This is a genomic window from Pseudocitrobacter corydidari, from assembly GCF_021172065.1.
GTDB classification, from domain to species: domain Bacteria; phylum Pseudomonadota; class Gammaproteobacteria; order Enterobacterales; family Enterobacteriaceae; genus Pseudocitrobacter; species Pseudocitrobacter corydidari.
Map to the genome: position 1 here is coordinate 4,143,469 of NZ_CP087880.1, position 21,012 is coordinate 4,164,480.

Genomic DNA, 21,012 nt, shown 5'->3' on the forward strand with positions numbered 1-21,012 from the left:
TCTTTTTTGTCTGCCTGAAGATTAGATAATCTTCAGTGCCAGCCAGTACAACCCGCCTGACAGCAGAATCGACGCCGGAAGCGTGAAGACCCAGGCCATCAGGATGTTGGTGACCGTTTTACGCTGCAGACCGCCGCCGTCCACGATCATCGTACCTGCCACGGAGGAGGAGAGAACGTGGGTGGTGGATACCGGCATCCCGGTATAACTCGCCAGGCCGATGGATACCGCAGAGGTCATCTGCGCCGCCATACCCTGTGCGTAAGTCATGCCTTTCTTACCGATTTTCTCACCGATGGTGGTCGCCACGCGACGCCAGCCAATCATCGTACCGCAGCCTAACGCCAGAGCGACTGCCATGATGATCCAGATTGGCGCGTACTCGATGGTATTGAGCATATCGCCTTTCAGTTTCTTCAGCAGACGCTGATCGTCAGCGCTCACTTCCGGCAGCTTAGCGACTTTGTCGGTGGTATCAGAGATACACAGCATGATGCGACGCAGCTGACTACGCTGCTCGACGCTCAGTTTGTCGTAGGTCTCGATATCCGCCAGCATGTTCTTCACGCGGGTTAATGCGTAGAGGGAGTTCGCCGGATGACAGTGCAGCTCGCCGGATGGCGTGATAGCGGTGTCAGGCTCAGGAATGATTTGGTCAACGCCAGTCACTTTTTTCAGCAACGCAGGGTGCTGCTGATAGAAGACTTCAACGTTATTGATAGCATCGCGGGTACGGGTGATTTCGTAGCCAGACGCGTTCATGTTGACCACGAACCCTGCCGGAGCCACGCCAATCAGTACCAGCATGATCAGACCAATGCCTTTCTGACCGTCGTTCGCGCCATGAGAGAACGCGACGCCGATAGCCGAGAGGATCAGGGCGATACGTGTCCAGAATGGCGGCTTTTTCTTACCGTCTTTCTTTTCACGCTCTGCTGGCGTCAGGTGGATACGCGCACGTTTTTTCGTACCGCTCCAGTAGCGACGCAGCAGGAACACCAGACCACCTGCGAAGACCAGGCCGACAATCGGTGACACAATGAGGGAAGCAAAAATATTTAACACTTTCGGGATGTTAAGCGCATCCACTACCGATGTGCCGGTCATCAGCGCATTGGTTAAACCAATACCGATAATCGCGCCAATCAGCGTGTGGGAACTGGATGCCGGCAGACCAAAATACCAGGTGCCGAGGTTCCAGATAATCGCAGCCAACAACATGGAGAAGACCATGGCGAGGCCGTGCGCCGAACTGACATTCAACAGGAGATCCGTCGGTAACATATGCACGATGGCATAGGCTACGCTCAGGCCGCCCAGCAGAACGCCGAAAAAGTTAAAGATAGCCGCCATGGCAACCGCAAGCTGCGATCGCATAGCGCGAGTATAAATCACGGTTGCCACTGCGTTTGCCGTGTCATGGAAGCCGTTAATCGCTTCGTAGAACAGAACAAAAATCAGAGCAAGTACCAACAAAAGCCCGGTATGTAAATCCAGACCTGCGAACAAATGTAACATAGTACGTTACGCCATTTTGAGGACATGAACGCGCGGCATTATCATGGACTTTGGCAGCGCGGGCAAAGTGAAATATAGACTTTTTTTGATATTTCCCCATCTTTGTATAAGCAGTGAAAATGATTTTTTAAGACTTTTCAAATGGATATACAGGATTGTCTTATATTTCACTGGTAGGACATGCATGAAAAATTTACACTTCCCGACAATCTCTAAGTTGAGGATAGTGCGTGGAAAGGTTTGATGCCATTGTAATTGGGGCAGGTGCCGCAGGAATGTTTTGTGCCGCGCAGGCCGGGCAGGCGGGCCTGCGCGTGCTGCTGCTGGATAACGGTAAGAAGCCGGGACGCAAGATTTTGATGTCCGGCGGTGGCCGCTGCAACTTTACTAATCTTTATGTCGAACCGGCGGCATATCTCAGCCAAAACCCGCATTTTTGCAAATCTGCGCTGGCGCGCTACACCCAGTGGGATTTCATCGACCTCGTCGGAAAACACGGCATCGCCTGGCATGAGAAGACGCTGGGGCAACTTTTTTGCGATGATTCTGCCGAGCAAATCGTCAAGCTGCTGGTGGACGAGTGTGCAAAAGGCAACGTTACGACACGCCTGCGCAGCGAGGTATTGAGCGTTGAGCGTGATGAAGAGGGCTTTAGCCTGCAACTCAACGGTGAAACGGTCACCACGAAAAAACTGGTGATTGCCAGCGGTGGATTATCAATGCCGGGTCTTGGCGCATCGCCATTTGGTTACAAAATAGCTGAACAGTTTGGCCTGAAGGTTCTGCCAACTCGCGCGGGGCTGGTGCCTTTCACGTTGCACAAACCGATGCTGGATGTTTCTCAAACTATCTCCGGTGTTTCCGTTCCTTCTGTTATTAGCGCAGAAGACGGCACCGTTTTCCGTGAAAGCCTGCTGTTTACGCATCGCGGCCTCTCCGGCCCGGCGGTGTTGCAGATTTCCAGCTACTGGCAGCCTGGCGAGTTTGTCACCATTAACCTGTTGCCGGATATCGACCTTGCCGAATTCCTTGATGCGCAGCGCGTGGAGCACCCGAATCAGAGCCTGAAAAATACCCTGGCAATGCATCTGCCGAAACGTCTGGTGGAGTGTTTACAGCAGTTGGGGCAGATTCCGGATGTCACGTTAAAGCAGTTGAATGTGCGCGATCAGCAAACGTTGGTGGAAACCTTAACCGAATGGCGCGTACAGCCTAACGGCACGGAAGGGTATCGCACGGCGGAAGTGACGCTGGGCGGTGTGGATACCAACGAACTCTCTTCCCGAACCATGGAAGCGCGCAAGGTGCCGGGGCTGTATTTCATTGGCGAAGTGATGGATGTCACCGGCTGGCTGGGCGGCTATAACTTCCAGTGGGCATGGTCAAGCGCCTGGGCCTGCGCGCAGGCGTTAGGCGAATAACGCCGGGGGCGCTGCGCTTGCCCGGCCTACAGGGGCACAAATCCGTAGGCCTGATCAGCGAGGCGCATCAGGCAGAAAGCGCCGGGGGCGCTGCGCTTGCCCGGCCTACAAGGGCACAAACTCCGTCGGCCTGATAAGCGAAGCGCATCAGGCAGAAAGCGCCGGGGGCGCTGCGCTTGCCCGGCCTACAGGGGCACAAACTCCGTAGGCCTGATAAGCGAAGCGCCATCAGGCAGAAAGCGCCGGGGGCGCTGCGCTTGCCCGGCCTACAAGGGCACAAACTCCGTAGGCCTGATAAGCGAAGCGCCATCAGGCAGAAAGCGCCGGGGGCGCTGCGCTTGCCCGGCCTACAAGGGCGCAAACTCCGTAGGCCTGATAAGCGAAGCGCCATCAGGCAGAAAGCGCCGGGGGCGCTGCGCTTGCCCGGCCTACAGGGGCACAAATCCGTAGGCCTGATAAGCGAAGCGCATCAGGCAGAAAGCGCCGGGGGCGCTGCGCTTGCCCGGCCTACAAGGGCACAAACTCCGTAGGCCTGATAAGCGAAGCGCCATCAGGCAGAAAGCGCCGGATTTTCCGGCGCTTTGTCGTTATGCGTGAAAATTGTTTTTCAGCGCCACCAATCCATCCTGATAGATACCGGTAAACAGCGCTTCAGCCTCGGCGTCAGAAACGTTAACCGGCGTAAATTCTCCTGACCACTCCACGCGGGAAATTCGGCTATCGTCAGTGGCAACGACGGTGATCGTCGACAGATAATCCACCACCGGGAACGGCGCCTGAATAATGGAGTAGGTATAGCTCCGCTGACGGTTGTCGAACGCTTCCAGGCGCTCAATGACGGTACCGCCATCAGAGGTGGTCAGCGAGCGAACGCGCCCACCTTCAGAAATGACGCTTTTTGGGATGAACGGCAGCCAGTCAGGTAGGGTGTCGAAGCCACCCATTAACTGCCAGATGTCATCGGCGGATGCCGGGATTTCAATAGAGACCAGTGTTTTAGCCATGATATTTTCTCTCTTAGTTTTCAATTTATTAGGGTTACATTGTTAAGGTGTCGACGACACCGCCATCGACGCGCAGGGCGGCGCCCGTTGTTGCCGATGAAAGCGGTGATGCCAGGTATACGGCCAGATTCGCGACTTCTTCGACATCCGCCGCGCGCTGGATGATTGAGCTTGGGCGCGAGGACTTCACAAATTCATCGGCCTGATCGCGCAGGCTACGGCCTGACTGTTTTGCTGCGTCGGCGAGCATTGCCTGCAGGCCATCGGTAAACGTTGGCCCAGGTAAAATGGCGTTAACGGTGACGCCAGTGCCAGCCAGTCGTTTGGCCAGACCGTGTGAAACGGCGAGGTTGGCCGCTTTCGTCACGCCGTAGTTGATCATGTCGCCAGGGATAGCGACGCCAGACTCGGAAGAGACAAAAATAATGCGTCCCCAGCCTTGCTTCGCCATGGTGGCGGCATAGTGCCGGGACAGGCGTACGCCAGAGAGCACATTCGTGCTGTAGAACTGTGTCCACTCGCTGTCGGGTACAGTGAAAAAGTCGTTGTCATTGAAAATGCCAAGGTTATTCACCAGTACGTCGGCTTCAGGTACCGCGGCAAACAATGCGTCGGCACCGTCAGCCGTCGCCAGGTCGGCAACCACACCGCGTAACGCGGCATCGGGAACCTGTGCGGTGATGCTTTCCATGGCACGAGTGACGCCATCCTGTTTACGGCCAACTACCACCACGGTCGCGCCCGTTTTGGCTAAACCTGTTGCGATCCCAAGGCCAATGCCCGAGGCTGAGCCGCTCACCACGGCGACTTTGCCGGTAAGATCAAGTTTCATATATTTTCTCGTCGCGTTATTGGGGCCTTGCGGCCCCGTGAGGGTTAACGGATTGGCAGTGGTGCGTTTTCGGCAACCAGATTCTGTCGGCGCATCTCTTCCCAGAAAGCTGCCGGGATAGTGGCTTTCAGTGCGGCCAGGTCTTCAGCCATGCGGCCAGGACGGCTGGAGCCAGGAATGACGGCAGCAACAGCCGGGTTTGCCAGCGCGAACTGCAGTGCCGCAGCCTTCACATTGACGTTGAACTGCGCAGCAATTGACTGAATTTTTGCAACTTTCTGACGCATTTCAGGGGATGCTTTCTGGTATTCAAAGTAATCGCCGCCCGCCATAACACCAGAGCTGTAAGGGCCACCGACCACGATATCGACATTCTGTTCCAGCGCTTCCGGCATCAAACGCTGCAATGCGCGCGAGTGGTCAAGCAGCGAGTAGCGGCCCGCCAGCAGGAAGGCATCGGGCTGCGGTTCATCCAGTGCCAGCGTTAATTCTGGCGGCTCAACGCGGTTAACGCCCAGCCCCCAGGCTTTGATGACGCCTTCATCACGCAGACGCGACAGCGTGCGGAAAGCACCGGTACGGGCAATGTTGAACTGCTCCAGCCAGTTGTCGCCGTAAAAATCTTGTGCAGGATCGTGGATCCAGACGATATCAATACGGTCCGTTTTCAAACGTTTCAGGCTGTCTTCAATCGAACGCATGGTGGCGTCGGCGGAATAGTCGTTGAGAATTTTGTTTTTCAGGCCGTGCTCGAAAAGCCCGCCTTTCTCACCGAAATCACGGTTTGCCGGATCTTCCATTTCGTCCAGCATGATGCGGCCGACTTTGGTGCTCAGTACATATTCATCACGTGGATACTGTGACAGCGCTTCACCCATGCGAATTTCAGAAAGGCCGGAACCGTATAACGGCGCGGTATCAAAATAACGAACGCCCAGGTCCCAGGCTTCTTTAACGGTAGCCAGCGCTTCTTCTTGCGGAATAGCACGGAACATATTGCCCAGCGGTGCGCCGCCAAAACCGATGTTTGCAGGTAACAGATTTTTAATGCTCATAAGATGTCCTCTTTATCTGGAATACAGGAAGGGCGTTTTCGCTCTCGTCCTGTGACGCTGATCACATTACCTTGCCAGGTTGTGACTTGATAGGACATAATTAGTCTAACTTGAGTCCTTTGAGGTCTAACATGATCGATTTACGACAATTGAAATACTTCGTCGCAGTGGCGGAAGAGGAACATGTCGGGCGTGCGGCAGAGCGGTTGCATATCTCGCAATCGCCGCTCAGCCGTCAGATAGCGCAACTGGAGGAGCGTCTTGGGCTGATGCTATTTGAGCGTAACCAGCAGCGTATTCGCCTGACGGCGGATGGGCAGACGTTTCTGGCGGAGACGCGCTCGCTGTTAACGCATGCCACGCGCCTGGAGTCGCTTGGGAAGCGTCTGGGGCGTGGTGAAGATGGCGGACTGTGTATTGGTTTTATAGAGAACGCGATGCACTCCGGCGTACTTTCCACTGCCCTGCGCACATTACGTCAGTCTCGCCCGGATGTGCATATCGCGCTCTACAGCCAGCCCCCGGCTACGCAAATTGAAGGGCTGCGTCAACGTAGCCTGGATTTTTCGCTGGTGGATGCGCCGCCGACAGAAGGTGAGCAGGATCTGGAATATATTCAGGTACTTGATGACAGAATGCTGCTGGCGTTACCGCAGAACCATCCGCTGGCGTTGCTCGATACGTTACGCCCGGAACAACTGGCTGAGCAGGAGTGGATTGCGGTTGTCCATAATGATGACGCACATTCGCGTGATGGTTTTGTGGCGGCCTGCGTGAAGGCTGGGTTTAACCCGGATATCCGTCTGGAAGCGGGAGAGCCATTAACTGCGCTGGGGCTTGTGGCTGCCGGGCTGGGGCTGGCGCTGATTCAGCACAGTCTGCGCCATAATGCGCCGGAAGGCGTGGTACTGCGTGAGCTGCCCTGGATGCACTACTCCACTCAGTTGTGGGCCGCCTGGCATAAAGCGAATCAGCGCCCGCTGGTCTCGCACTTCCGGGAAATTCTGCGCGCCAACCCTACTGCCGCGACCGTCTGATAACCCAAAGCAGCAAGGATGCTGCCAAAAGAACACAATAGACATACAAAAATCAGGTGTTACTATCACATTGACAGTATCAATGAGTACGCGTGTTTCATTTACGGCCAGGAACGCTGATGATGACAACATTACTACCCGATTTCGCAACACCTTCATCCAGCACTCTCCTTTACGGTGAGCGTCATCCCGACGCCTGTACACCGTCTGGCTCTCTCTCTTCTTTCCTTCTTATCCCGGAGGGGAATCGTCGCTGAACGCGTGTTCGGCGCGCATTGTGACACGCGTGGTTAGCTAACAGGGATTATGGCGGGTCGAGTATGGACAATATTAAGCGTCATTTGACGTGGTGGATCGTTGGCATTGTGGTGGTGGTGGCTGCCGTGGCGTGGTGGATGCTACGCCCCGCAGGCGTGCCGGACGGTTTCGCCGCCAGCAATGGCAGAATCGAGGCCACGGAAGTGGATATCGCCACCAAAATAGCCGGACGCATCGACACTATTCTGGTATCGGAAGGGCAGTTTGTGCGTCAGGGCGAGGTGCTGGCGAAGATGGATACCCGCGTGCTTCAGGAGCAACGCCAGGAAGCTATCGCGCAAATTAAAGAAGCGGAAAGCGCGGTCGCGGCTGCGCGAGCCTTGCTGGAGCAGCGTCAGAGCGAGATGCGTGCGGCTCAGGCGGTGGTGAAGCAGCGTGATGCCGAGCTGGCATCCGTCTCTAAACGTCATACCCGTTCGCAGACGCTATCGACGCGTGGCGCGGTGTCTGCCCAGCAGTTAGATGACGATCGCGCGGCGGCAGAGAGCGCGCGTGCGGCGCTGGAGTCGGCAAAGGCGCAGGTTTCGGCGTCTAACGCGGCGATTGAAGCGGCGCGCACCAATATCATTCAGGCACAAACCCGCGTCGAAGCGGCGCAGGCTACCGAGCGGCGCATTCAGGCCGATATCGACGATAGCGAACTGAAAGCCCCGCGCGACGGGCGTGTGCAGTATCGCGTTGCTGAGCCGGGCGAAGTGCTGGCGGCGGGCGGCCGGGTGCTCAATATGGTCGATCTCAGCGATGTATATATGACCTTCTTCCTGCCGACCGAGCAGGCGGGTTTACTGAAGATTGGCGGGGAAGCGCGTCTGGTGCTTGATGCTGCGCCTGATTTGCGCGTGCCGGCGACCATCAGTTTTGTGGCGAGCGTCGCCCAGTTCACGCCAAAAACTGTGGAAACCCGCGATGAGCGGCTCAAACTGATGTTCCGCGTGAAAGCGCGCATACCGCAGGAATTGCTGCAACAGCATCTGGAGTATGTGAAAACCGGGCTGCCGGGGATGGCGTGGGTGCGTCTGGATGAACAGCAACCCTGGCCGGATGACCTGGTGGTGAGGCTGCCGCAATGAGCGGCCAGGTACGGGAACCTGTCGCGCAGCTTGAAGGCGTCGGCCAGCGTTACGGCGCGACGGTGGCGTTAAAGAACATTACGCTGAACATTCCCTCACGCTGCATGGTGGGGTTGATTGGCCCGGACGGTGTGGGCAAATCGAGCCTGCTGTCGCTGATTTCCGGCGCGCGGGTGATTGAGCAGGGCAATGTGATGGTGCTCGGCGGCGATATGCGCGATGCGGCGCACCGCCGCGATGTCTGCCCGCGTATCGCCTGGATGCCGCAGGGGCTGGGCAAAAACCTCTATCACACGCTGTCGGTGTATGAAAACGTCGATTTTTTCGCGCGCCTGTTTGGCCACAACAAAGCGGAGCGTGAAGCGCGGATCAGCGAACTGCTGAACAGCACCGGGCTGGCCCCGTTCCGCGATCGCCCCGCCGGGAAGCTTTCTGGTGGGATGAAGCAAAAGCTGGGGCTGTGCTGCGCGTTGATCCACGACCCGGAACTGCTGATCCTCGATGAACCCACAACCGGCGTTGACCCGCTTTCGCGCGCGCAGTTCTGGGATCTGATCGACAGCATCCGCGAACGACAAAGCAACATGAGCGTGCTGGTCGCGACCGCATACATGGAAGAAGCAGAGCGCTTCGACTGGCTGGTGGCGATGAACGCCGGGGAAGTGATGGCGACGGGCAGCGCGCAACAGCTACGGGATAAAACCGGCAGCGAGACGCTGGAGCAGGCATTTATCGCCCTGTTGCCAGAGGCGCAGCGGCAGGCGCATAAACCGGTCGTCATTCCGCCGTATCAGGCAGAAAATGCAGAAATCGCCATTGAAGCGCGCGATCTCACCATGCGTTTCGGCGATTTTGTCGCGGTCGATCATGTGAATTTTCGTATTCCGCGCGGCGAGATTTTTGGTTTTCTCGGCTCCAACGGCTGCGGTAAATCGACCACCATGAAGATGCTCACCGGCCTGTTGCCTGCCAGCGAAGGTGAGGCCTGGCTGTTCGGCCAGCCCGTTGACCCGAACGATATCGAAACCCGCCGCCGTGTGGGGTATATGTCGCAGGCGTTCTCGCTCTACAGTGAACTCACCGTACGGCAAAACCTGGAGCTTCACGCTCGCCTGTTTCATATTCCCGAAGCGGAAATCCCGGCGCGCGTCGCGGAAATGAGCGATCGCTTTATGCTCACCGACGTCGAGGACGCGCTGCCCGCCTCGCTGCCGCTGGGCATTCGCCAGCGTTTGTCGCTGGCGGTAGCGGTGATCCATCGCCCGGAAATGTTGATTCTTGATGAACCGACCTCCGGCGTGGATCCGGTGGCGCGCGATATGTTCTGGCAACTGATGGTTGATTTGTCGCGGCAGGATAAAGTCACTATTTTCATCTCCACCCACTTTATGAACGAAGCGGAGCGCTGCGACCGCATGTCGCTGATGCACGCGGGCAAAGTGCTGGCTAGCGGCACGCCGCAGGAACTGGTTGCGCGCCGTGGCGCGGCGAATCTGGAAGAGGCGTTTATCGCCTGGCTCCAGGAAGCGTCCGGCCCTGCGCCGCAGGCGCCGCCACCAGACGACATCCCGGTGACGCATGAAGCGCCACCACCGCCGCGTCAGGGGTTCAGCCTGCGCCGCCTGTTTAGCTATAGCCGCCGGGAAGCGCTGGAACTGCGGCGCGACCCGGTACGCTCGACGCTAGCGATGCTCGGCACGGTGATTCTGATGCTGATCATGGGTTACGGCATCAGCATGGACGTCGAAAACCTGCGCTTTGCCGTACTCGATCGCGACCAGACCATGAGCAGCCAGGAATGGACGCTTAATCTCGCCGGTTCTCGCTACTTTATCGAACAGCCGCCGCTCACCAGCTATGATGAGCTGGATAAACGAATGCGGGCAGGCGACGTGGCGGTGGCGATTGAAATTCCGCCTAACTTTGGCCGTGATATCGCGCGCGGTACGCCGGTGAAAATTGGCGTCTGGGTAGATGGCGCGATGCCGAGCCGGGCGGAAACGGTGCAGGGTTACGTGCAGGCGATGCACCAGACCTGGCTACAGGACGTCGCCAGCCGCCAGCCGACGTCAAACGCGCAGAACGGCCTGATGACCATCGAAACCCGCTATCGCTATAACCCGGATGTGAAAAGCCTTCCGGCGATTGTGCCTGCGGTTATTCCACTGCTGCTGATGATGATCCCTTCCATGCTCAGCGCGTTAAGCGTGGTGCGTGAAAAAGAGCTGGGGTCGATCATCAACCTCTACGTTACGCCGACGACACGGAGCGAGTTCCTGCTCGGCAAGCAGTTGCCCTACATCGTGCTGGGGATGCTCAACTTCTTCCTGCTTTGTGCGTTGTCGGTGTTTGTGTTTGGCGTTGAACACAAAGGCAGTTTCCTCACTCTGACGCTGGCGGCGCTGCTGTATGTCACCATCGCCACCGGGATGGGGCTGCTGATTTCCACCTTTATGAAAAGCCAGATCGCTGCCATTTTTGGCACCTCGATCATTACGCTGATTCCGGCGACGCAGTTCTCCGGGATGATCGATCCGGTGGCGTCGCTGGAAGGGCCGGGGCGGTGGATCGGCGAGATCTACCCGACCAGCCATTTCCTGACCATCGCGCGCGGGACGTTTTCGAAGGCGCTGGATCTGGGCGATCTCTGGCCGCTGTTCATTCCGCTGCTGATTGCTGTGCCGCTGGTGATTGGCCTGAGCGTGCTGCTGCTGAAAAAACAGGAGGGATGATGCGCCGATTACGCAATATTTATAACCTGGGCATCAAGGAGCTGCGCAGCCTGCTGGGCGATAAAGCGATGCTGGCGCTGATTGTGTTTGCCTTTACGCTGTCGGTTTATTCGTCGGCGACGGTCACGCCGGGGTCGCTGCATCTGGCGCCGATTGCTATCGCGGATATGGACCAGTCGCAGCTTTCTAACCGTATTGTGAACAGCTTCTACCGCCCGTGGTTCCTGCCACCGGAGATGATCACCGCCGATGAAATGGACGCCGGGCTGGATGCCGGGCGCTATACCTTCGCGGTGAACATCCCGCCCAATTTTCAGCGTGATGTGCTGGCCGGGCGTCAGCCGGATATTCAGGTGAACGTTGATGCCACGCGCATGAGCCAGGCGTTTACCGGCAACAGCTACATCCAGAGCATTATCAACGGTGAGGTGAACAGTTTTGTCGCGCGCTATCGCGATAACAGCGAGCCGCTGGTGGCGCTGGAGACGCGGATGCGTTTTAACCCAAACCTTGAACCGGCGTGGTTCGGCGGGGTGATGGCGATTATCAACAACATCACCATGCTGGCGATTGTGCTGACGGGCTCGGCGCTTATCCGCGAGCGCGAGCACGGCACCGTTGAGCATTTGCTGGTGATGCCGATTACGCCGTTTGAAATCATGATGGCTAAGATTTGGTCGATGGGGCTGGTTGTGCTGGTGGTGTCCGGATTGTCGTTGGTGCTGATGGTGCAGGGCGTGCTGGGCGTGCCGATTGAAGGATCGATCCCGCTGTTTATGCTCGGCGTGGCGTTAAGTCTGTTTGCCACTACGTCTATCGGGATTTTCATGGGCACGGTGGCGCGCTCGATGCCGCAACTGGGGCTGTTGATGATTCTGGTGCTGTTGCCGTTGCAGATGCTCTCCGGCGGCTCGACGCCGCGTGAAAGTATGCCGCAAATGGTGCAGGACATAATGCTGTCGATGCCGACAACCCATTTTGTCAGCCTGGCGCAGGCGATTCTCTATCGCGGCGCCGGGTTTGATATTGTCTGGCCGCAGTTTGTCACGCTGCTGGCGATTGGCGGGGTGTTTTTTATGATTGCCCTGCTGCGGTTCAGGAAGACGATTGGGACGATGGCGTAGCCTGGGGTTGCCGGATGGCGCTGCGCTTATCCGGCCTACTGGAACGTGCGAGCATTGATGGATGCGGTGGCGGGGTTTGCCGGATGGCGGCTACACCTTATCCGGCCTACGGGAACATACGAGCGTTAATGAATGCTGCCGGATGGCGAAAGTCGTCAATGAATTCGTAGGCCGGATAAGCGCAGCGCCATCCGGCATTTCCCTGCACCGTAGTTCCCTAGCCCTCGCCAAACAACCGCAGCAGCGTCTCAACCTGCTCATCCAGCGGGGCGAGATCCTGTTTCACAATCAAATGCAGCGGCGTGGCGCGACGCGCGCCGTGGTCGAGCGGTAAAGGCTTCAACACGCCCTGTTCCAGCAGTCGCTGTATACGCTCCTCCGGTAACCAGCCATAGCCCACCTGATACATCACCGCATCAATCGCCGCATCAATCGTTGAAAACGTCCACGCATCGTTGCCCGGCTGGCGTGCGCTGTCATGGTCGGCGATACGAATGAGCGGCCAGTTACGCAGCATCTCATCGCTGAACGGCGCATCCTGATGAAACAGCGGGTGGTCACGGTGGGCGACGGCGATGAAATCGATATTCATCAGCCATTCGCCACGCCCGGTAATGTCCTGGCGTCGCGTCAGTACCATCACATCCGCTTCCGCCTGCACGGCGTCACTGTCGGTGCTGTTCTCCAGCACTTCCGTTAGCCGCACCTGCGTTTGCGGGTAATGCTGCTGAAACTGGCGCAAAATCGCAAACAGCCGTTTACGCGGGAAGATGCTGTCCACCACCAGATTTAACCGCGTACGCATGCCGTCGCGCAGCGTGGCGGCGCGGGTTTCGACCCAGGAAAAGGCTTTCAATAAGGGTTTTACCTGACTCAGCAGCAGTTCGCCTGCGGGCGTCAGCACTGCGCGGCGGCCTTCCGGCACCAGCAGCGCAACGCCTAACCGCTCCTGGAGAAGCGACAAGTTGTAACTTACCGACGACTGGCTGCGATGCGTCTCTTCTGCGGCTTTGGCAAAGCTACCCGCTTCAACTACTTTTTCGAGGAGCGCCCACTGCTCAAGCGTTGTCTTATGCATGATTGATTTAAAATTTAGATGAATTTCATTCAAACATAGCGTTATTCATTCATATTTTAAAGCAATAAGATAACTCCATCGAAAAGAGGAGAACGAATTATGAGCAGCTTTGATAAAAATGATTTGAGTGGTTTTATCGGTAAACACCTGGTTTACACCTACGATAACGGCTGGAACTATGAGATTTACGTCAAAAACGCCAACACCCTTGATTACCGCATTCACAGCGGTCTGGTGGGGAATCGTTGGGTTAAAGACCAGCAGGCATACATCGTGCGTGTCGGGGAAAGCATCTACAAAATTTCATGGACTGAACCGACCGGTACCGACGTTAGTCTGATTGTGAACCTGGGCGACAAACTGTTCCACGGCACTATCTTCTTCCCACGCTGGATCATGAACAACCCGGAAAAAACAGTCTGCTTCCAGAACGATCATATTCCACTGATGAATTCATATCGTGATGCAGGCCCGGCTTATCCGACCGAAGTAATTGATGAGTTCGCGACCATTACCTTTGTACGCGACTGCGGCCCGGACGATGACAGCGTCATCGCCTGTGCCGCCAGTGAGTTGCCGAAAGATTTCCCGGCAAACCTGCGCTAAATACTAGCCCGGCAGGCGGCTTTTGGGCCGCCCCGGGCCAAGCAGTATCGCCAGTTTGCTCCCGCCTTTTGTGGTTTCCATCCAGATTTTACAGACGCTGGTCAGCGGCACCGACAGCAACATACCCACCGGCCCCAGCAGCCATCCCCATATCAGTAACGACAAGAACACCACCAGCGTCGACATCCCCAGACGATGCCCCATCACGCGTGGCTCCAGAATATTGCCCAACACCATGTGCACCACCAGGAACAGCGCGCCGACCATTAAACATTCGTAATAGCCATTAAACAGCAGCGCCTGAATCATCGGCGGAATAGCGGATATCACCGAGCCAATGTTGGGAATATAGTTCAGCAAAAACGCCAGCACGCCCCACATCAGCGCGAACTGCACATCGAGCAGTAGCAGGCCGAGCCAGACAATCACGCCAGTCATTACGCTGATAAATGTTTTGAGCGCCAGATAATGGGATACCCCTTTTAACGCACGGTGCAGCCCGGCGATATGCACCTGCGGGTTGACGAGGGCAAAGCGCATTTTGTAGGGAACGTGGCGAGCTTCGAACAGCATAAACACCACGGTCATGATCAGCAGCACGATGCTGGTCATCGCCCCGGAAAGTTGAGTCATTAAGGCTGTCGCCAGGGTCATCACCTTATCGGAATCCATTCGCTGGAGTAATCTTTCCGGCGAAACGTGCAGATGCAGAAACGGTAGCATCTCCTGCAACTCGATAAACTTGCGGGTGAGCTCTTTGTTGTAGCTCGGCATCAGGGCAATGAAGTCATTGATCGATGAGGCGAGTACGGCCATCAGCGCCGTAAGGAAGAAGAGCATCACTATCATCACAATGGTGATGGCGAGTGCGCGGGAAACCCCCCGACGCATAAACCACCTCACCAACGGGTTAAGTACAATAGCGAAAAAGAGTGCCAGCAGCAGCTGGACGATAATATCGGCGGCGGCATGAATACCGGCCAGGATCACCACCAGGGCGGCGAGTTTGAGTAAAATATGCAGGCCCGCTTTATCAGGCTGTGGGGATGTCATATCGAATTCCTTTTGATCGTTCGCACTTAAGTGTAGTGCGAAGCGGCAGGCTTATTATCTGAAAGTGCGCGGCGCAAAAACGCGACTTCAATTTCAGCGCATGCAATAATGAAAACATCGTTTTAAAATTCGGATGTTTGTCATGCCAGACGCCGCAGATGGGGCGCAACTCAGCGGTTTTCGCCTCAATTTACGCATCGTTTCCGTCGTTATTTTCAACTTCGCCAGCTATCTCACCATCGGCCTGCCGCTCGCGGTGCTGCCGGGCTATGTCCATGATGTCATGGGCTTTAGCGCCTTCTGGGCGGGGCTGGTCATCAGCCTGCAATACTTCGCCACGCTGTTAAGTCGCCCCCATGCCGGGCGCTACGCGGACCAGCTTGGGCCGAAGAAAATTGTGGTGTTTGGTCTGTGCGGCTGTTTTCTCAGCGGCCTGAGTTATTTACTGGCGGCGATGGGCGGTAGCTGGCCGATGGTAAGCCTGGTGCTGCTGTGCCTGGGGCGCGTGATTCTGGGAATTGGTCAGAGCTTTGCCGGCACCGGCTCCACGCTGTGGGGCGTTGGCGTGGTGGGCTCGCTGCATATCGGGCGGGTCATTTCCTGGAACGGCATCGTAACCTACGGGGCGATGGCGATGGGCGCGCCGCTCGGCGTGCTCTGTTATCAGTACGGTGGCCTGCACGGGCTGGCGCTGGTGATTATGGCGGTTGCCGCGCTGGCGGTGATTTGTGCGCTGCCGCGTGCGGAAGTGAAAGCGGCGAAGGGTAAAGTGATGTCGTTTCGCGCGGTGCTCGGTCGCGTATGGCCCTACGGCATGGCGCTGGCGCTGGCCTCGGCGGGCTTCGGCGTTATCGCGACCTTCATTACGCTGTTTTATGATGCCAAAGGCTGGGACGGCGCGGCCTTTGCGCTCACGCTCTTTAGCTGCGCGTTCGTCGGCACGCGTCTGCTGTTCCCCAACGGGATCAACCGTCTGGGCGGGCTGAACGTGGCGATGCTCTGCTTTACGGTCGAGATTATCGGCCTGCTGCTGGTGGGCATCGCCGACACGCCACTGGTGGCGAAAATCGGCACCTTCTTTGCGGGAGCAGGCTTCTCGCTGGTGTTCCCGGCGCTTGGCGTAGTGGCGGTGAAGGCCGTGCCGCAGCAAAACCAGGGTTCCGCGCTGGCTACCTATACGGTGTTTATGGATTTATCGCTCGGGATCACCGGGCCGCTCGCCGGGCTGATGATGGCGTGGATGGGGGTATCGACGATTTACCTGGCTGCCGCCGGGCTGGTGGCAATTGCGCTGCTGCTGGGGTGGCGGCTAAAAAAAAGGCCTCCGGTTGAACAACCGAAGGCCGCGTCGTCAGCAGACTAATTAGTTGATAACGATAGTATTGATGATGTTCTCTGCGGCAGTCTGCGCCTGCTGCTGATTATCTGCCGGCAGGGTAACCTGCATGGTCAGCAGCTTGCCATCAATTTTGCCGAGGATAACGGAAGAGTACGCGGTCTGGCCTTTAGCAGAGATGATGCTGTCCAGTTGTTGCAGCGTGTGGCCTTTCACCTCAATGGATTTGTTGGTCACGACCTGCAACTGCGGGTCGCGGCTGCGCTGCTGCTCTTCCAGACGTTTCGCCATCACGCCGAGGTCTTCATCGGTGTTGTCGCCCACGATAACGATCACGGCTTTCTGCCCGGTCGCATCAGAGTAGACATGCATATTGTTGCTCTGGGTGCCCATTTTTCCGCTCTGGTCGGTCATATCCGCGGGTAATGAGAAGCTCAGCTTGCCATCCAGCAGGTTAATCGGCTGCCCGGAGGCGTTGCTCTCTGCCGCCGCACCCTGTGCCGGAGCTTTGGTATCGCTGTTGTCACAGGCTGCCAGCCCGGCAACCAGCAGGCCAATACCAACGTATTTCACCAATTTGCGCATTGACTTCTTCCTTTCGATAAACGGCCATTAACGGCTCATTCACCCATCTTATCACAACTCGGAAAACGAACCTTTAACCTGGCTGCATTGCTGACAAATCGGATTTGTCTGCCAGGCGTTTCATCAGCATATTTAGCAGCACGCCGTACATCGGCAGGAAGAAGATGATGCTGATCAGCACTTTAAAGCAGTAATCGACCAGTGCGATTTCCACCCAGTGCTGCGCCATGAACGGGTCGGTACTGCGCCAGAAGGCGATGAAGAAGAAGGCCAGCGTATCGCTGATATTACCGAACAGCGTCGAGGCCGTTGGCGCAAGCCACCAGTGACGGCTTTGGCGCAGGCGGTTAAAGACGTGAACGTCAAGGATCTGCCCCAGCGCGTAGGCCATAAAGCTGGCGGCGGCGATACGGGCGACAAACAGGTTGAAGTTCGCCAGCGCGCCAAAGCCCTGCCATTCACCCATATAGAAAAGTGATGAAACAGCGTAGGAGACCATCAGCGCGGGGATCATTACTGCGAAAACGATGCGTCGAGCCAGCGGCGCGCCAAAGATGCGCACGGTGAGATCAGTCGCGAGGAAAATAAACGGAAAGCTGAACGCGCCCCAGGTGGTGTGGAAGCCAAAAACAGAAACCGGCAGTTGCACCAGGTAGTTACTGGAGATAATCACCAGCAAATGGAATAGCGATAGCCAAACCAGCGCGTGCTTGCGCTGTACGGATGTAAAGGGAGTCATATTGTACCTTTTTAGAAATTGGGGTGAGGGAACCCAATAAAACTGTTCGTATTCTTATCGTTACCTGCGCGATAAGGGAGCGAATGATACTGCTTCCGCGCGTCATTGCAATGGTTGTTTTTCACGCAATCGTTAACCTGACTTGCGTCACAGAAATCACGGCGTAAACTAAGGCCGATTTTTCTACGGTGAGACCATAATGACCGATCTGTTCGCCAGCCCAAACCATACTTTAGATGCCCTTGGCCTCCGTTGCCCGGAGCCGGTGATGATGGTGCGCAAAACTGTGCGCACGATGCCCGTGGGCGAAACGCTGCTGATTATTGCCGACGACCCGGCAACCACCCGCGATATTCCGGGTTTCTGCACGTTCATGGAACATGAACTGATTGCCAAAGAGACCGACACTCTGCCGTATCGCTACCTGCTGCGTAAAAGCCATTAGTTTTTGTCAGGGCAGATTCTGTGATCTGCCCTGAAATATCGTTATCACATCGTTAAAATCGCGTTTCGAAATTGTTTCTTTTGTGAGTTATCTCACCGCCCACCTCGCACTTCCCGTCTAGTTTTTAAGCGGAAAACTAAAACAACGTTTTATCTCTTACCGCAAAAATACCGCTGGAGCCGACCGATGAAGATGACTGTTAAGCCATTCGTGGCCGCTTTGTGCCTTTCAACCGCCACTCTCCTGTTTACCTCTTACGCCTCGGCGCAAGTGATCAAAGCCGCTGATGTTCACCCAGAAGGCTACCCGAACGTGGTGGCGGTGCAGCACATGGGGGAGAAACTCAAACAGCAAACCGGTGACAAGCTTGAGATTAAAGTCTTTCCCGGCGGCGTGCTGGGCGATGAGAAGCAGATGATCGAGCAGGCGCAGATGGGGGCGATCGACATGATCCGCGTATCGATGGCTCCGGTGGCGGCGATTTTGCCTGATATCGAAGTCTTTACGCTGCCCTACGTTTTTCGCGATGAAGATCATATGCATAAGGTGATCGACGGCGACATCGGCAAGCAGATTGGCGACAAGCTCACTAACAATCCGAAATCGCGTCTGGTCTTCCTTGGCTGGATGGATTCTGGTACGCGTAATCTCATCACCAAAGAGCCGGTGCTGAAGGCGGAAGATCTCAAGGGCATGAAGATCCGCGTGCAGGGCAGCCCGGTTGCGCTGGCGACACTCAAGGATATGGGGGCGAACTCGGTGGCGATGGGCGTGAGTGAGGTATACAGCGGCCTGCAAACGGGCGTGATTGACGGTGCGGAGAACAACCCGCCGACGTTTATCGCCCACAACTACCTGCCCGTCGCCAAAAACTACACCCTGAGCGGCCACTTTATTACCCCGGAAATGCTGCTCTACTCGAAAGTGAAGTGGGACAAACTGAGCGCGGACGATCGGCAAAAAATCATCACCCTGGCCCATGAAGCGCAGCTGGAGCAGCGTGAACTGTGGAAAGCCTACAACGACCAGGCGTTGGCGAAGATGAAAGCGGGCGGCGTGCAGTTCCACGAAATCGACAAAACCTTCTTTGTGCAGGCCACGGAACCGGTGCGTAAAGCGTACGGCGAAAAGCATCAGGAACTGATGAAAGCCATTGCTGATGTCCAGTAGCGGAGGCCCTATGTCAGAGCATTTTTCGCGCGCAATGGATCGGCTTTACATGCTGGCGATGTGGGTTGCCGGGCTGTCACTGCTGCTGATGACGATAGTCATTCCGGTGGGGATTTTTTCTCGCTATGTGCTTAACCGGGGCGAATCCTGGCCGGAGCCGATTGCCATAATCTGCATGGTGACTTTCACCTTTATCGGCGCGGCGGTGGGCTATCGCGCCGGGTCGCATATCGCGGTCAATATGCTCACCGACCGCCTGCCCGCTGCGCTGCAAAAAGCGGCGGCGCGACTGGTGGACTTACTGATGCTGTTGGTGACCGTGCTGATGTTCTGGTACAGCTTCTGGCTCTGTGTCGAACTGTGGGAGCAGCCCGTTGCGGAATTCCCGGTGATGACCTCCGGCGAGAGCTATCTGCCGCTGCCGGTGGGTTCCGCTGTGCTGATTCTGTTTGTGATTGAGCGCCTGCTGTTCGGTTCGCAGGAACACCGCCCGGTGGTGCTCATCGGTAACCACGGTTAATGAGGTGAAAGATGGATGCGTTTATTTTGCTTTTCACCCTCGCCATTCTGTTGGCCGTGGGAATGCCCGTCGCGTTCGCGGTGGGCTTAAGTGCCGTTGCCGGCGCGCTGTGGATTGACCTGCCGCTGGAGGCATTAATGATTCAGATAACCAGCGGGGTGAACAAGTTTACCCTGCTGGCGATCCCGTTCTTCATTCTGGCGGGAGCGATTATGGCCGAGGGTGGCATCGCCCGGCGGTTGGTCAATTTCGCCTATCTGTTTGTGGGCTTTATTCGCGGCGGGCTGTCGCTGGTGAACATTGTCGCCTCGACCTTTTTCGGCGCGATTTCCGGTTCATCGGTGGCGGATACGGCGTCTATCGGCAGCGTGATGATCCCGGAGATGGAAAAGAAAGGCTACCCGCGCGAATACGCGGCGGCGGTGACGGCGAGCGGTTCGGTGCAGGCGATTCTTATCCCGCCCAGCCATAACTCGGTCATTTACTCACTGGCGGCGGGTGGCACGGTTTCTATCGCTTCGCTGTTTATCGCGGGCGTATTGCCTGGGCTGTTGCTGGGGTTGTGCCTGATGATTCTGTGCCTCGGTTTTGCCCACAAACGTGGTTATCCGAAAGGGGAACGTATTCCGTTTAAGCAGGCGCTGAAGATTTTCGTTGATGCGCTGTGGGGGCTGATGACGGTGGTCATTATTCTCGGCGGTATTCTCTCGGGGATTTTTACCGCCACAGAATCGGCGGCGGTCGCCTGCCTGTGGGCGTTTTTCGTGACCATGTTTATCTACCGTGATTACAAGTGGAGCGAGCTGCCGAAGCTGATGTGCCGGACGGTAAAAACCGTCAGTATCGTGATGATTTTGATTGGTTTTGCCGCCGCATTCGGTGCGGTGATGACCTATATGCAGCTTCCGGTGCGTATCACCGGGTTCTTTACGTCGCTGTCAGATAACAAGTACGTCATTTTGATGTATCTGAACATTATGCTGCTGCTGATTGGTACCTTGATGGATATGGCGCCGATTATCCTGATCCTGACGCCGGTGCTGTTACCGGTGACCAATGCGTTGGGCATCGACCCGGTACATTTTGGCATGATCATGATGGTGAATCTGGGGATTGGCCTGATTACCCCGCCGGTGGGCTCGGTGCTGTTTGTTGCCAGCGCGGTGAGTAAGCAGAAGATCGAAAGCGTGGTGAAAGCGATGCTGCCGTTTTACGGCATGCTGTTGGTGGTGCTGGGGCTGGTGACCTACGTTCCGGCGATATCGCTATGGTTGCCGGGGGTATTGGGGATGTGAGTTTGGTGCGCGTTGTTGCCGGATGCGCTTCGCTTATCCGGCCTACAAATGTATTGGCACACCGCTATCTTACC

At 56.5% G+C, this 21,012-nt stretch carries 20 protein-coding genes; 12 read left to right on the forward strand and 8 right to left on the reverse strand.

The features are described from left to right. Nucleotides 1-21 precede the first annotated feature (21 nt). Nucleotides 22-1,518: an inorganic phosphate transporter PitA gene (pitA, locus tag G163CM_RS19205; RefSeq protein ID WP_015962601.1), complete on the reverse strand. Its 1,497-nt coding sequence runs from the start codon at nucleotides 1,516-1,518 to the stop codon at nucleotides 22-24. Nucleotides 1,519-1,748: 230 nt separating this feature from the next. On the opposite strand from pitA, the gene G163CM_RS19210 reads away from it, so the two are divergent. After that, a complete protein-coding gene (locus tag G163CM_RS19210) occupies nucleotides 1,749-2,939 on the forward strand; it encodes a BaiN/RdsA family NAD(P)/FAD-dependent oxidoreductase (protein ID WP_231825991.1) in 1,191 nt (396 codons plus the stop codon). Nucleotides 2,940-3,526: 587 nt separating this feature from the next. Here the strand turns inward: G163CM_RS19210 and G163CM_RS19215 are convergent. Genes G163CM_RS19215 through G163CM_RS19225 form a run of 3 tightly spaced genes read right to left on the reverse strand, consistent with a single transcriptional unit; the run spans nucleotide 3,527 to nucleotide 5,830 of the window. Then, nucleotides 3,527-3,943 (reverse strand): SRPBCC family protein, encoded by a 417-nt coding sequence (locus G163CM_RS19215; protein WP_231825992.1) that lies wholly within the window; start codon nucleotides 3,941-3,943, stop codon nucleotides 3,527-3,529. Nucleotides 3,944-3,977: 34 nt separating this feature from the next. Continuing rightward, nucleotides 3,978-4,775, reverse strand: coding sequence for an SDR family NAD(P)-dependent oxidoreductase (locus tag G163CM_RS19220; protein ID WP_231825993.1), 798 nt, complete (start codon nucleotides 4,773-4,775; stop codon nucleotides 3,978-3,980). Nucleotides 4,776-4,819: 44 nt separating this feature from the next. Next, nucleotides 4,820-5,830 (reverse strand): aldo/keto reductase, encoded by a 1,011-nt coding sequence (locus G163CM_RS19225; RefSeq protein WP_189624052.1) that lies wholly within the window; start codon nucleotides 5,828-5,830, stop codon nucleotides 4,820-4,822. 131 nt (nucleotides 5,831-5,961) lie between these two features. Between G163CM_RS19225 and G163CM_RS19230 the strand changes: the two genes are divergently transcribed. From G163CM_RS19230 to G163CM_RS19250, 5 genes are all read left to right on the forward strand, one after another. Further along, a complete protein-coding gene (locus G163CM_RS19230; RefSeq protein ID WP_231825994.1) occupies nucleotides 5,962-6,867 on the forward strand; it encodes a LysR substrate-binding domain-containing protein in 906 nt (301 codons plus the stop codon). 119 nt (nucleotides 6,868-6,986) lie between these two features. Beyond that, nucleotides 6,987-7,124 carry a hypothetical protein gene (locus G163CM_RS19235; RefSeq protein WP_231825995.1) on the forward strand — a complete coding sequence of 46 codons (138 nt, stop codon included), beginning with the start codon at nucleotides 6,987-6,989 and terminating at the stop codon, nucleotides 7,122-7,124. Between the two features lie 63 nt (nucleotides 7,125-7,187). Beyond that, the gene (locus tag G163CM_RS19240) at nucleotides 7,188-8,255 is read left to right on the forward strand and encodes an HlyD family secretion protein (RefSeq protein ID WP_231825996.1); all 1,068 of its coding nucleotides are present in this window, start codon (nucleotides 7,188-7,190) and stop codon (nucleotides 8,253-8,255) included. Further along, nucleotides 8,252-10,987, forward strand: a complete 2,736-nt coding sequence (gene rbbA / locus G163CM_RS19245) for a ribosome-associated ATPase/putative transporter RbbA (protein WP_231825997.1) — start codon at nucleotides 8,252-8,254, stop codon at nucleotides 10,985-10,987. Before G163CM_RS19240 ends, rbbA begins: the two co-directional genes overlap by 4 nt. Beyond that, nucleotides 10,987-12,111, forward strand: coding sequence for an ABC transporter permease (locus G163CM_RS19250; RefSeq protein WP_231825998.1), 1,125 nt, complete (start codon nucleotides 10,987-10,989; stop codon nucleotides 12,109-12,111). The genes rbbA and G163CM_RS19250 overlap by 1 nt, the downstream gene beginning before the upstream one ends. 217 nt (nucleotides 12,112-12,328) lie before the next feature. Here G163CM_RS19250 and G163CM_RS19255 read toward each other — a convergent pair whose 3' ends face one another. Beyond that, nucleotides 12,329-13,189 carry a LysR family transcriptional regulator gene (locus G163CM_RS19255; RefSeq protein ID WP_015962607.1) on the reverse strand — a complete coding sequence of 287 codons (861 nt, stop codon included), beginning with the start codon at nucleotides 13,187-13,189 and terminating at the stop codon, nucleotides 12,329-12,331. A 96-nt stretch (nucleotides 13,190-13,285) separates the two neighbouring features. On the opposite strand from G163CM_RS19255, the gene G163CM_RS19260 reads away from it, so the two are divergent. Next, nucleotides 13,286-13,795 (forward strand): phenolic acid decarboxylase, encoded by a 510-nt coding sequence (locus tag G163CM_RS19260; protein WP_041686150.1) that lies wholly within the window; start codon nucleotides 13,286-13,288, stop codon nucleotides 13,793-13,795. A gap of 3 nt (nucleotides 13,796-13,798) precedes the next feature. Here G163CM_RS19260 and G163CM_RS19265 read toward each other — a convergent pair whose 3' ends face one another. Further along, nucleotides 13,799-14,848, reverse strand: coding sequence for an AI-2E family transporter (locus tag G163CM_RS19265; RefSeq protein ID WP_231825999.1), 1,050 nt, complete (start codon nucleotides 14,846-14,848; stop codon nucleotides 13,799-13,801). 142 nt (nucleotides 14,849-14,990) lie between these two features. Between G163CM_RS19265 and G163CM_RS19270 the strand changes: the two genes are divergently transcribed. Next, on the forward strand, nucleotides 14,991-16,211 hold the full coding sequence (locus G163CM_RS19270; protein WP_231826000.1) for an MFS transporter: 1,221 nt from the start codon (nucleotides 14,991-14,993) through the stop codon (nucleotides 16,209-16,211). On the opposite strand, the gene G163CM_RS19275 is transcribed toward G163CM_RS19270, so the two are convergent. Next, nucleotides 16,212-16,769 carry a DcrB family lipoprotein gene (locus tag G163CM_RS19275; protein ID WP_015962611.1) on the reverse strand — a complete coding sequence of 186 codons (558 nt, stop codon included), beginning with the start codon at nucleotides 16,767-16,769 and terminating at the stop codon, nucleotides 16,212-16,214. A 73-nt stretch (nucleotides 16,770-16,842) separates the two neighbouring features. After that, on the reverse strand, nucleotides 16,843-17,508 hold the full coding sequence (locus G163CM_RS19280; RefSeq protein ID WP_231826001.1) for a 7-cyano-7-deazaguanine/7-aminomethyl-7-deazaguanine transporter: 666 nt from the start codon (nucleotides 17,506-17,508) through the stop codon (nucleotides 16,843-16,845). Between the two features lie 199 nt (nucleotides 17,509-17,707). Between G163CM_RS19280 and tusA the strand changes: the two genes are divergently transcribed. From tusA to G163CM_RS19300, 4 genes are all read left to right on the forward strand, one after another. Next, on the forward strand, nucleotides 17,708-17,953 hold the full coding sequence (gene tusA / locus G163CM_RS19285; protein WP_015962613.1) for a sulfurtransferase TusA: 246 nt from the start codon (nucleotides 17,708-17,710) through the stop codon (nucleotides 17,951-17,953). A gap of 186 nt (nucleotides 17,954-18,139) precedes the next feature. Continuing rightward, nucleotides 18,140-19,123 (forward strand): TRAP transporter substrate-binding protein, encoded by a 984-nt coding sequence (locus G163CM_RS19290; RefSeq protein WP_231826002.1) that lies wholly within the window; start codon nucleotides 18,140-18,142, stop codon nucleotides 19,121-19,123. Nucleotides 19,124-19,133: 10 nt separating this feature from the next. Next, entirely contained in the window at nucleotides 19,134-19,643 is a 510-nt protein-coding gene (locus G163CM_RS19295; RefSeq protein WP_015962615.1) for a TRAP transporter small permease, read from the forward strand. 11 nt (nucleotides 19,644-19,654) lie between these two features. Continuing rightward, nucleotides 19,655-20,938, forward strand: coding sequence for a TRAP transporter large permease (locus tag G163CM_RS19300; RefSeq protein ID WP_015962616.1), 1,284 nt, complete (start codon nucleotides 19,655-19,657; stop codon nucleotides 20,936-20,938). Nucleotides 20,939-21,012 lie beyond the last annotated feature (74 nt).

Excerpts from the sequence above, each read along its gene's own strand:
- pitA (WP_015962601.1), bottom strand. The coding sequence starts at position 1,518 with ATGTTACATTTGTTCGCAGGTCTGGATTTACATACCGGGCTTTTGTTG.
- G163CM_RS19215 (WP_231825992.1), bottom strand. The coding sequence starts at position 3,943 with ATGGCTAAAACACTGGTCTCTATTGAAATCCCGGCATCCGCCGATGAC.
- G163CM_RS19220 (WP_231825993.1), bottom strand. The coding sequence starts at position 4,775 with ATGAAACTTGATCTTACCGGCAAAGTCGCCGTGGTGAGCGGCTCAGCC.
- G163CM_RS19225 (WP_189624052.1), bottom strand. The coding sequence starts at position 5,830 with ATGAGCATTAAAAATCTGTTACCTGCAAACATCGGTTTTGGCGGCGCA.
- G163CM_RS19230 (WP_231825994.1), top strand. The coding sequence starts at position 5,962 with ATGATCGATTTACGACAATTGAAATACTTCGTCGCAGTGGCGGAAGAG.
- G163CM_RS19235 (WP_231825995.1), top strand. The coding sequence starts at position 6,987 with ATGATGACAACATTACTACCCGATTTCGCAACACCTTCATCCAGCACT.
- G163CM_RS19240 (WP_231825996.1), top strand. The coding sequence starts at position 7,188 with ATGGACAATATTAAGCGTCATTTGACGTGGTGGATCGTTGGCATTGTG.
- rbbA (WP_231825997.1), top strand. The coding sequence starts at position 8,252 with ATGAGCGGCCAGGTACGGGAACCTGTCGCGCAGCTTGAAGGCGTCGGC.
- G163CM_RS19250 (WP_231825998.1), top strand. The coding sequence starts at position 10,987 with ATGCGCCGATTACGCAATATTTATAACCTGGGCATCAAGGAGCTGCGC.
- G163CM_RS19255 (WP_015962607.1), bottom strand. The coding sequence starts at position 13,189 with ATGCATAAGACAACGCTTGAGCAGTGGGCGCTCCTCGAAAAAGTAGTT.
- G163CM_RS19265 (WP_231825999.1), bottom strand. The coding sequence starts at position 14,848 with ATGACATCCCCACAGCCTGATAAAGCGGGCCTGCATATTTTACTCAAA.
- G163CM_RS19270 (WP_231826000.1), top strand. The coding sequence starts at position 14,991 with ATGCCAGACGCCGCAGATGGGGCGCAACTCAGCGGTTTTCGCCTCAAT.
- G163CM_RS19275 (WP_015962611.1), bottom strand. The coding sequence starts at position 16,769 with ATGCGCAAATTGGTGAAATACGTTGGTATTGGCCTGCTGGTTGCCGGG.
- G163CM_RS19280 (WP_231826001.1), bottom strand. The coding sequence starts at position 17,508 with ATGACTCCCTTTACATCCGTACAGCGCAAGCACGCGCTGGTTTGGCTA.
- tusA (WP_015962613.1), top strand. The coding sequence starts at position 17,708 with ATGACCGATCTGTTCGCCAGCCCAAACCATACTTTAGATGCCCTTGGC.
- G163CM_RS19290 (WP_231826002.1), top strand. The coding sequence starts at position 18,140 with ATGAAGATGACTGTTAAGCCATTCGTGGCCGCTTTGTGCCTTTCAACC.
- G163CM_RS19295 (WP_015962615.1), top strand. The coding sequence starts at position 19,134 with ATGTCAGAGCATTTTTCGCGCGCAATGGATCGGCTTTACATGCTGGCG.
- G163CM_RS19300 (WP_015962616.1), top strand. The coding sequence starts at position 19,655 with ATGGATGCGTTTATTTTGCTTTTCACCCTCGCCATTCTGTTGGCCGTG.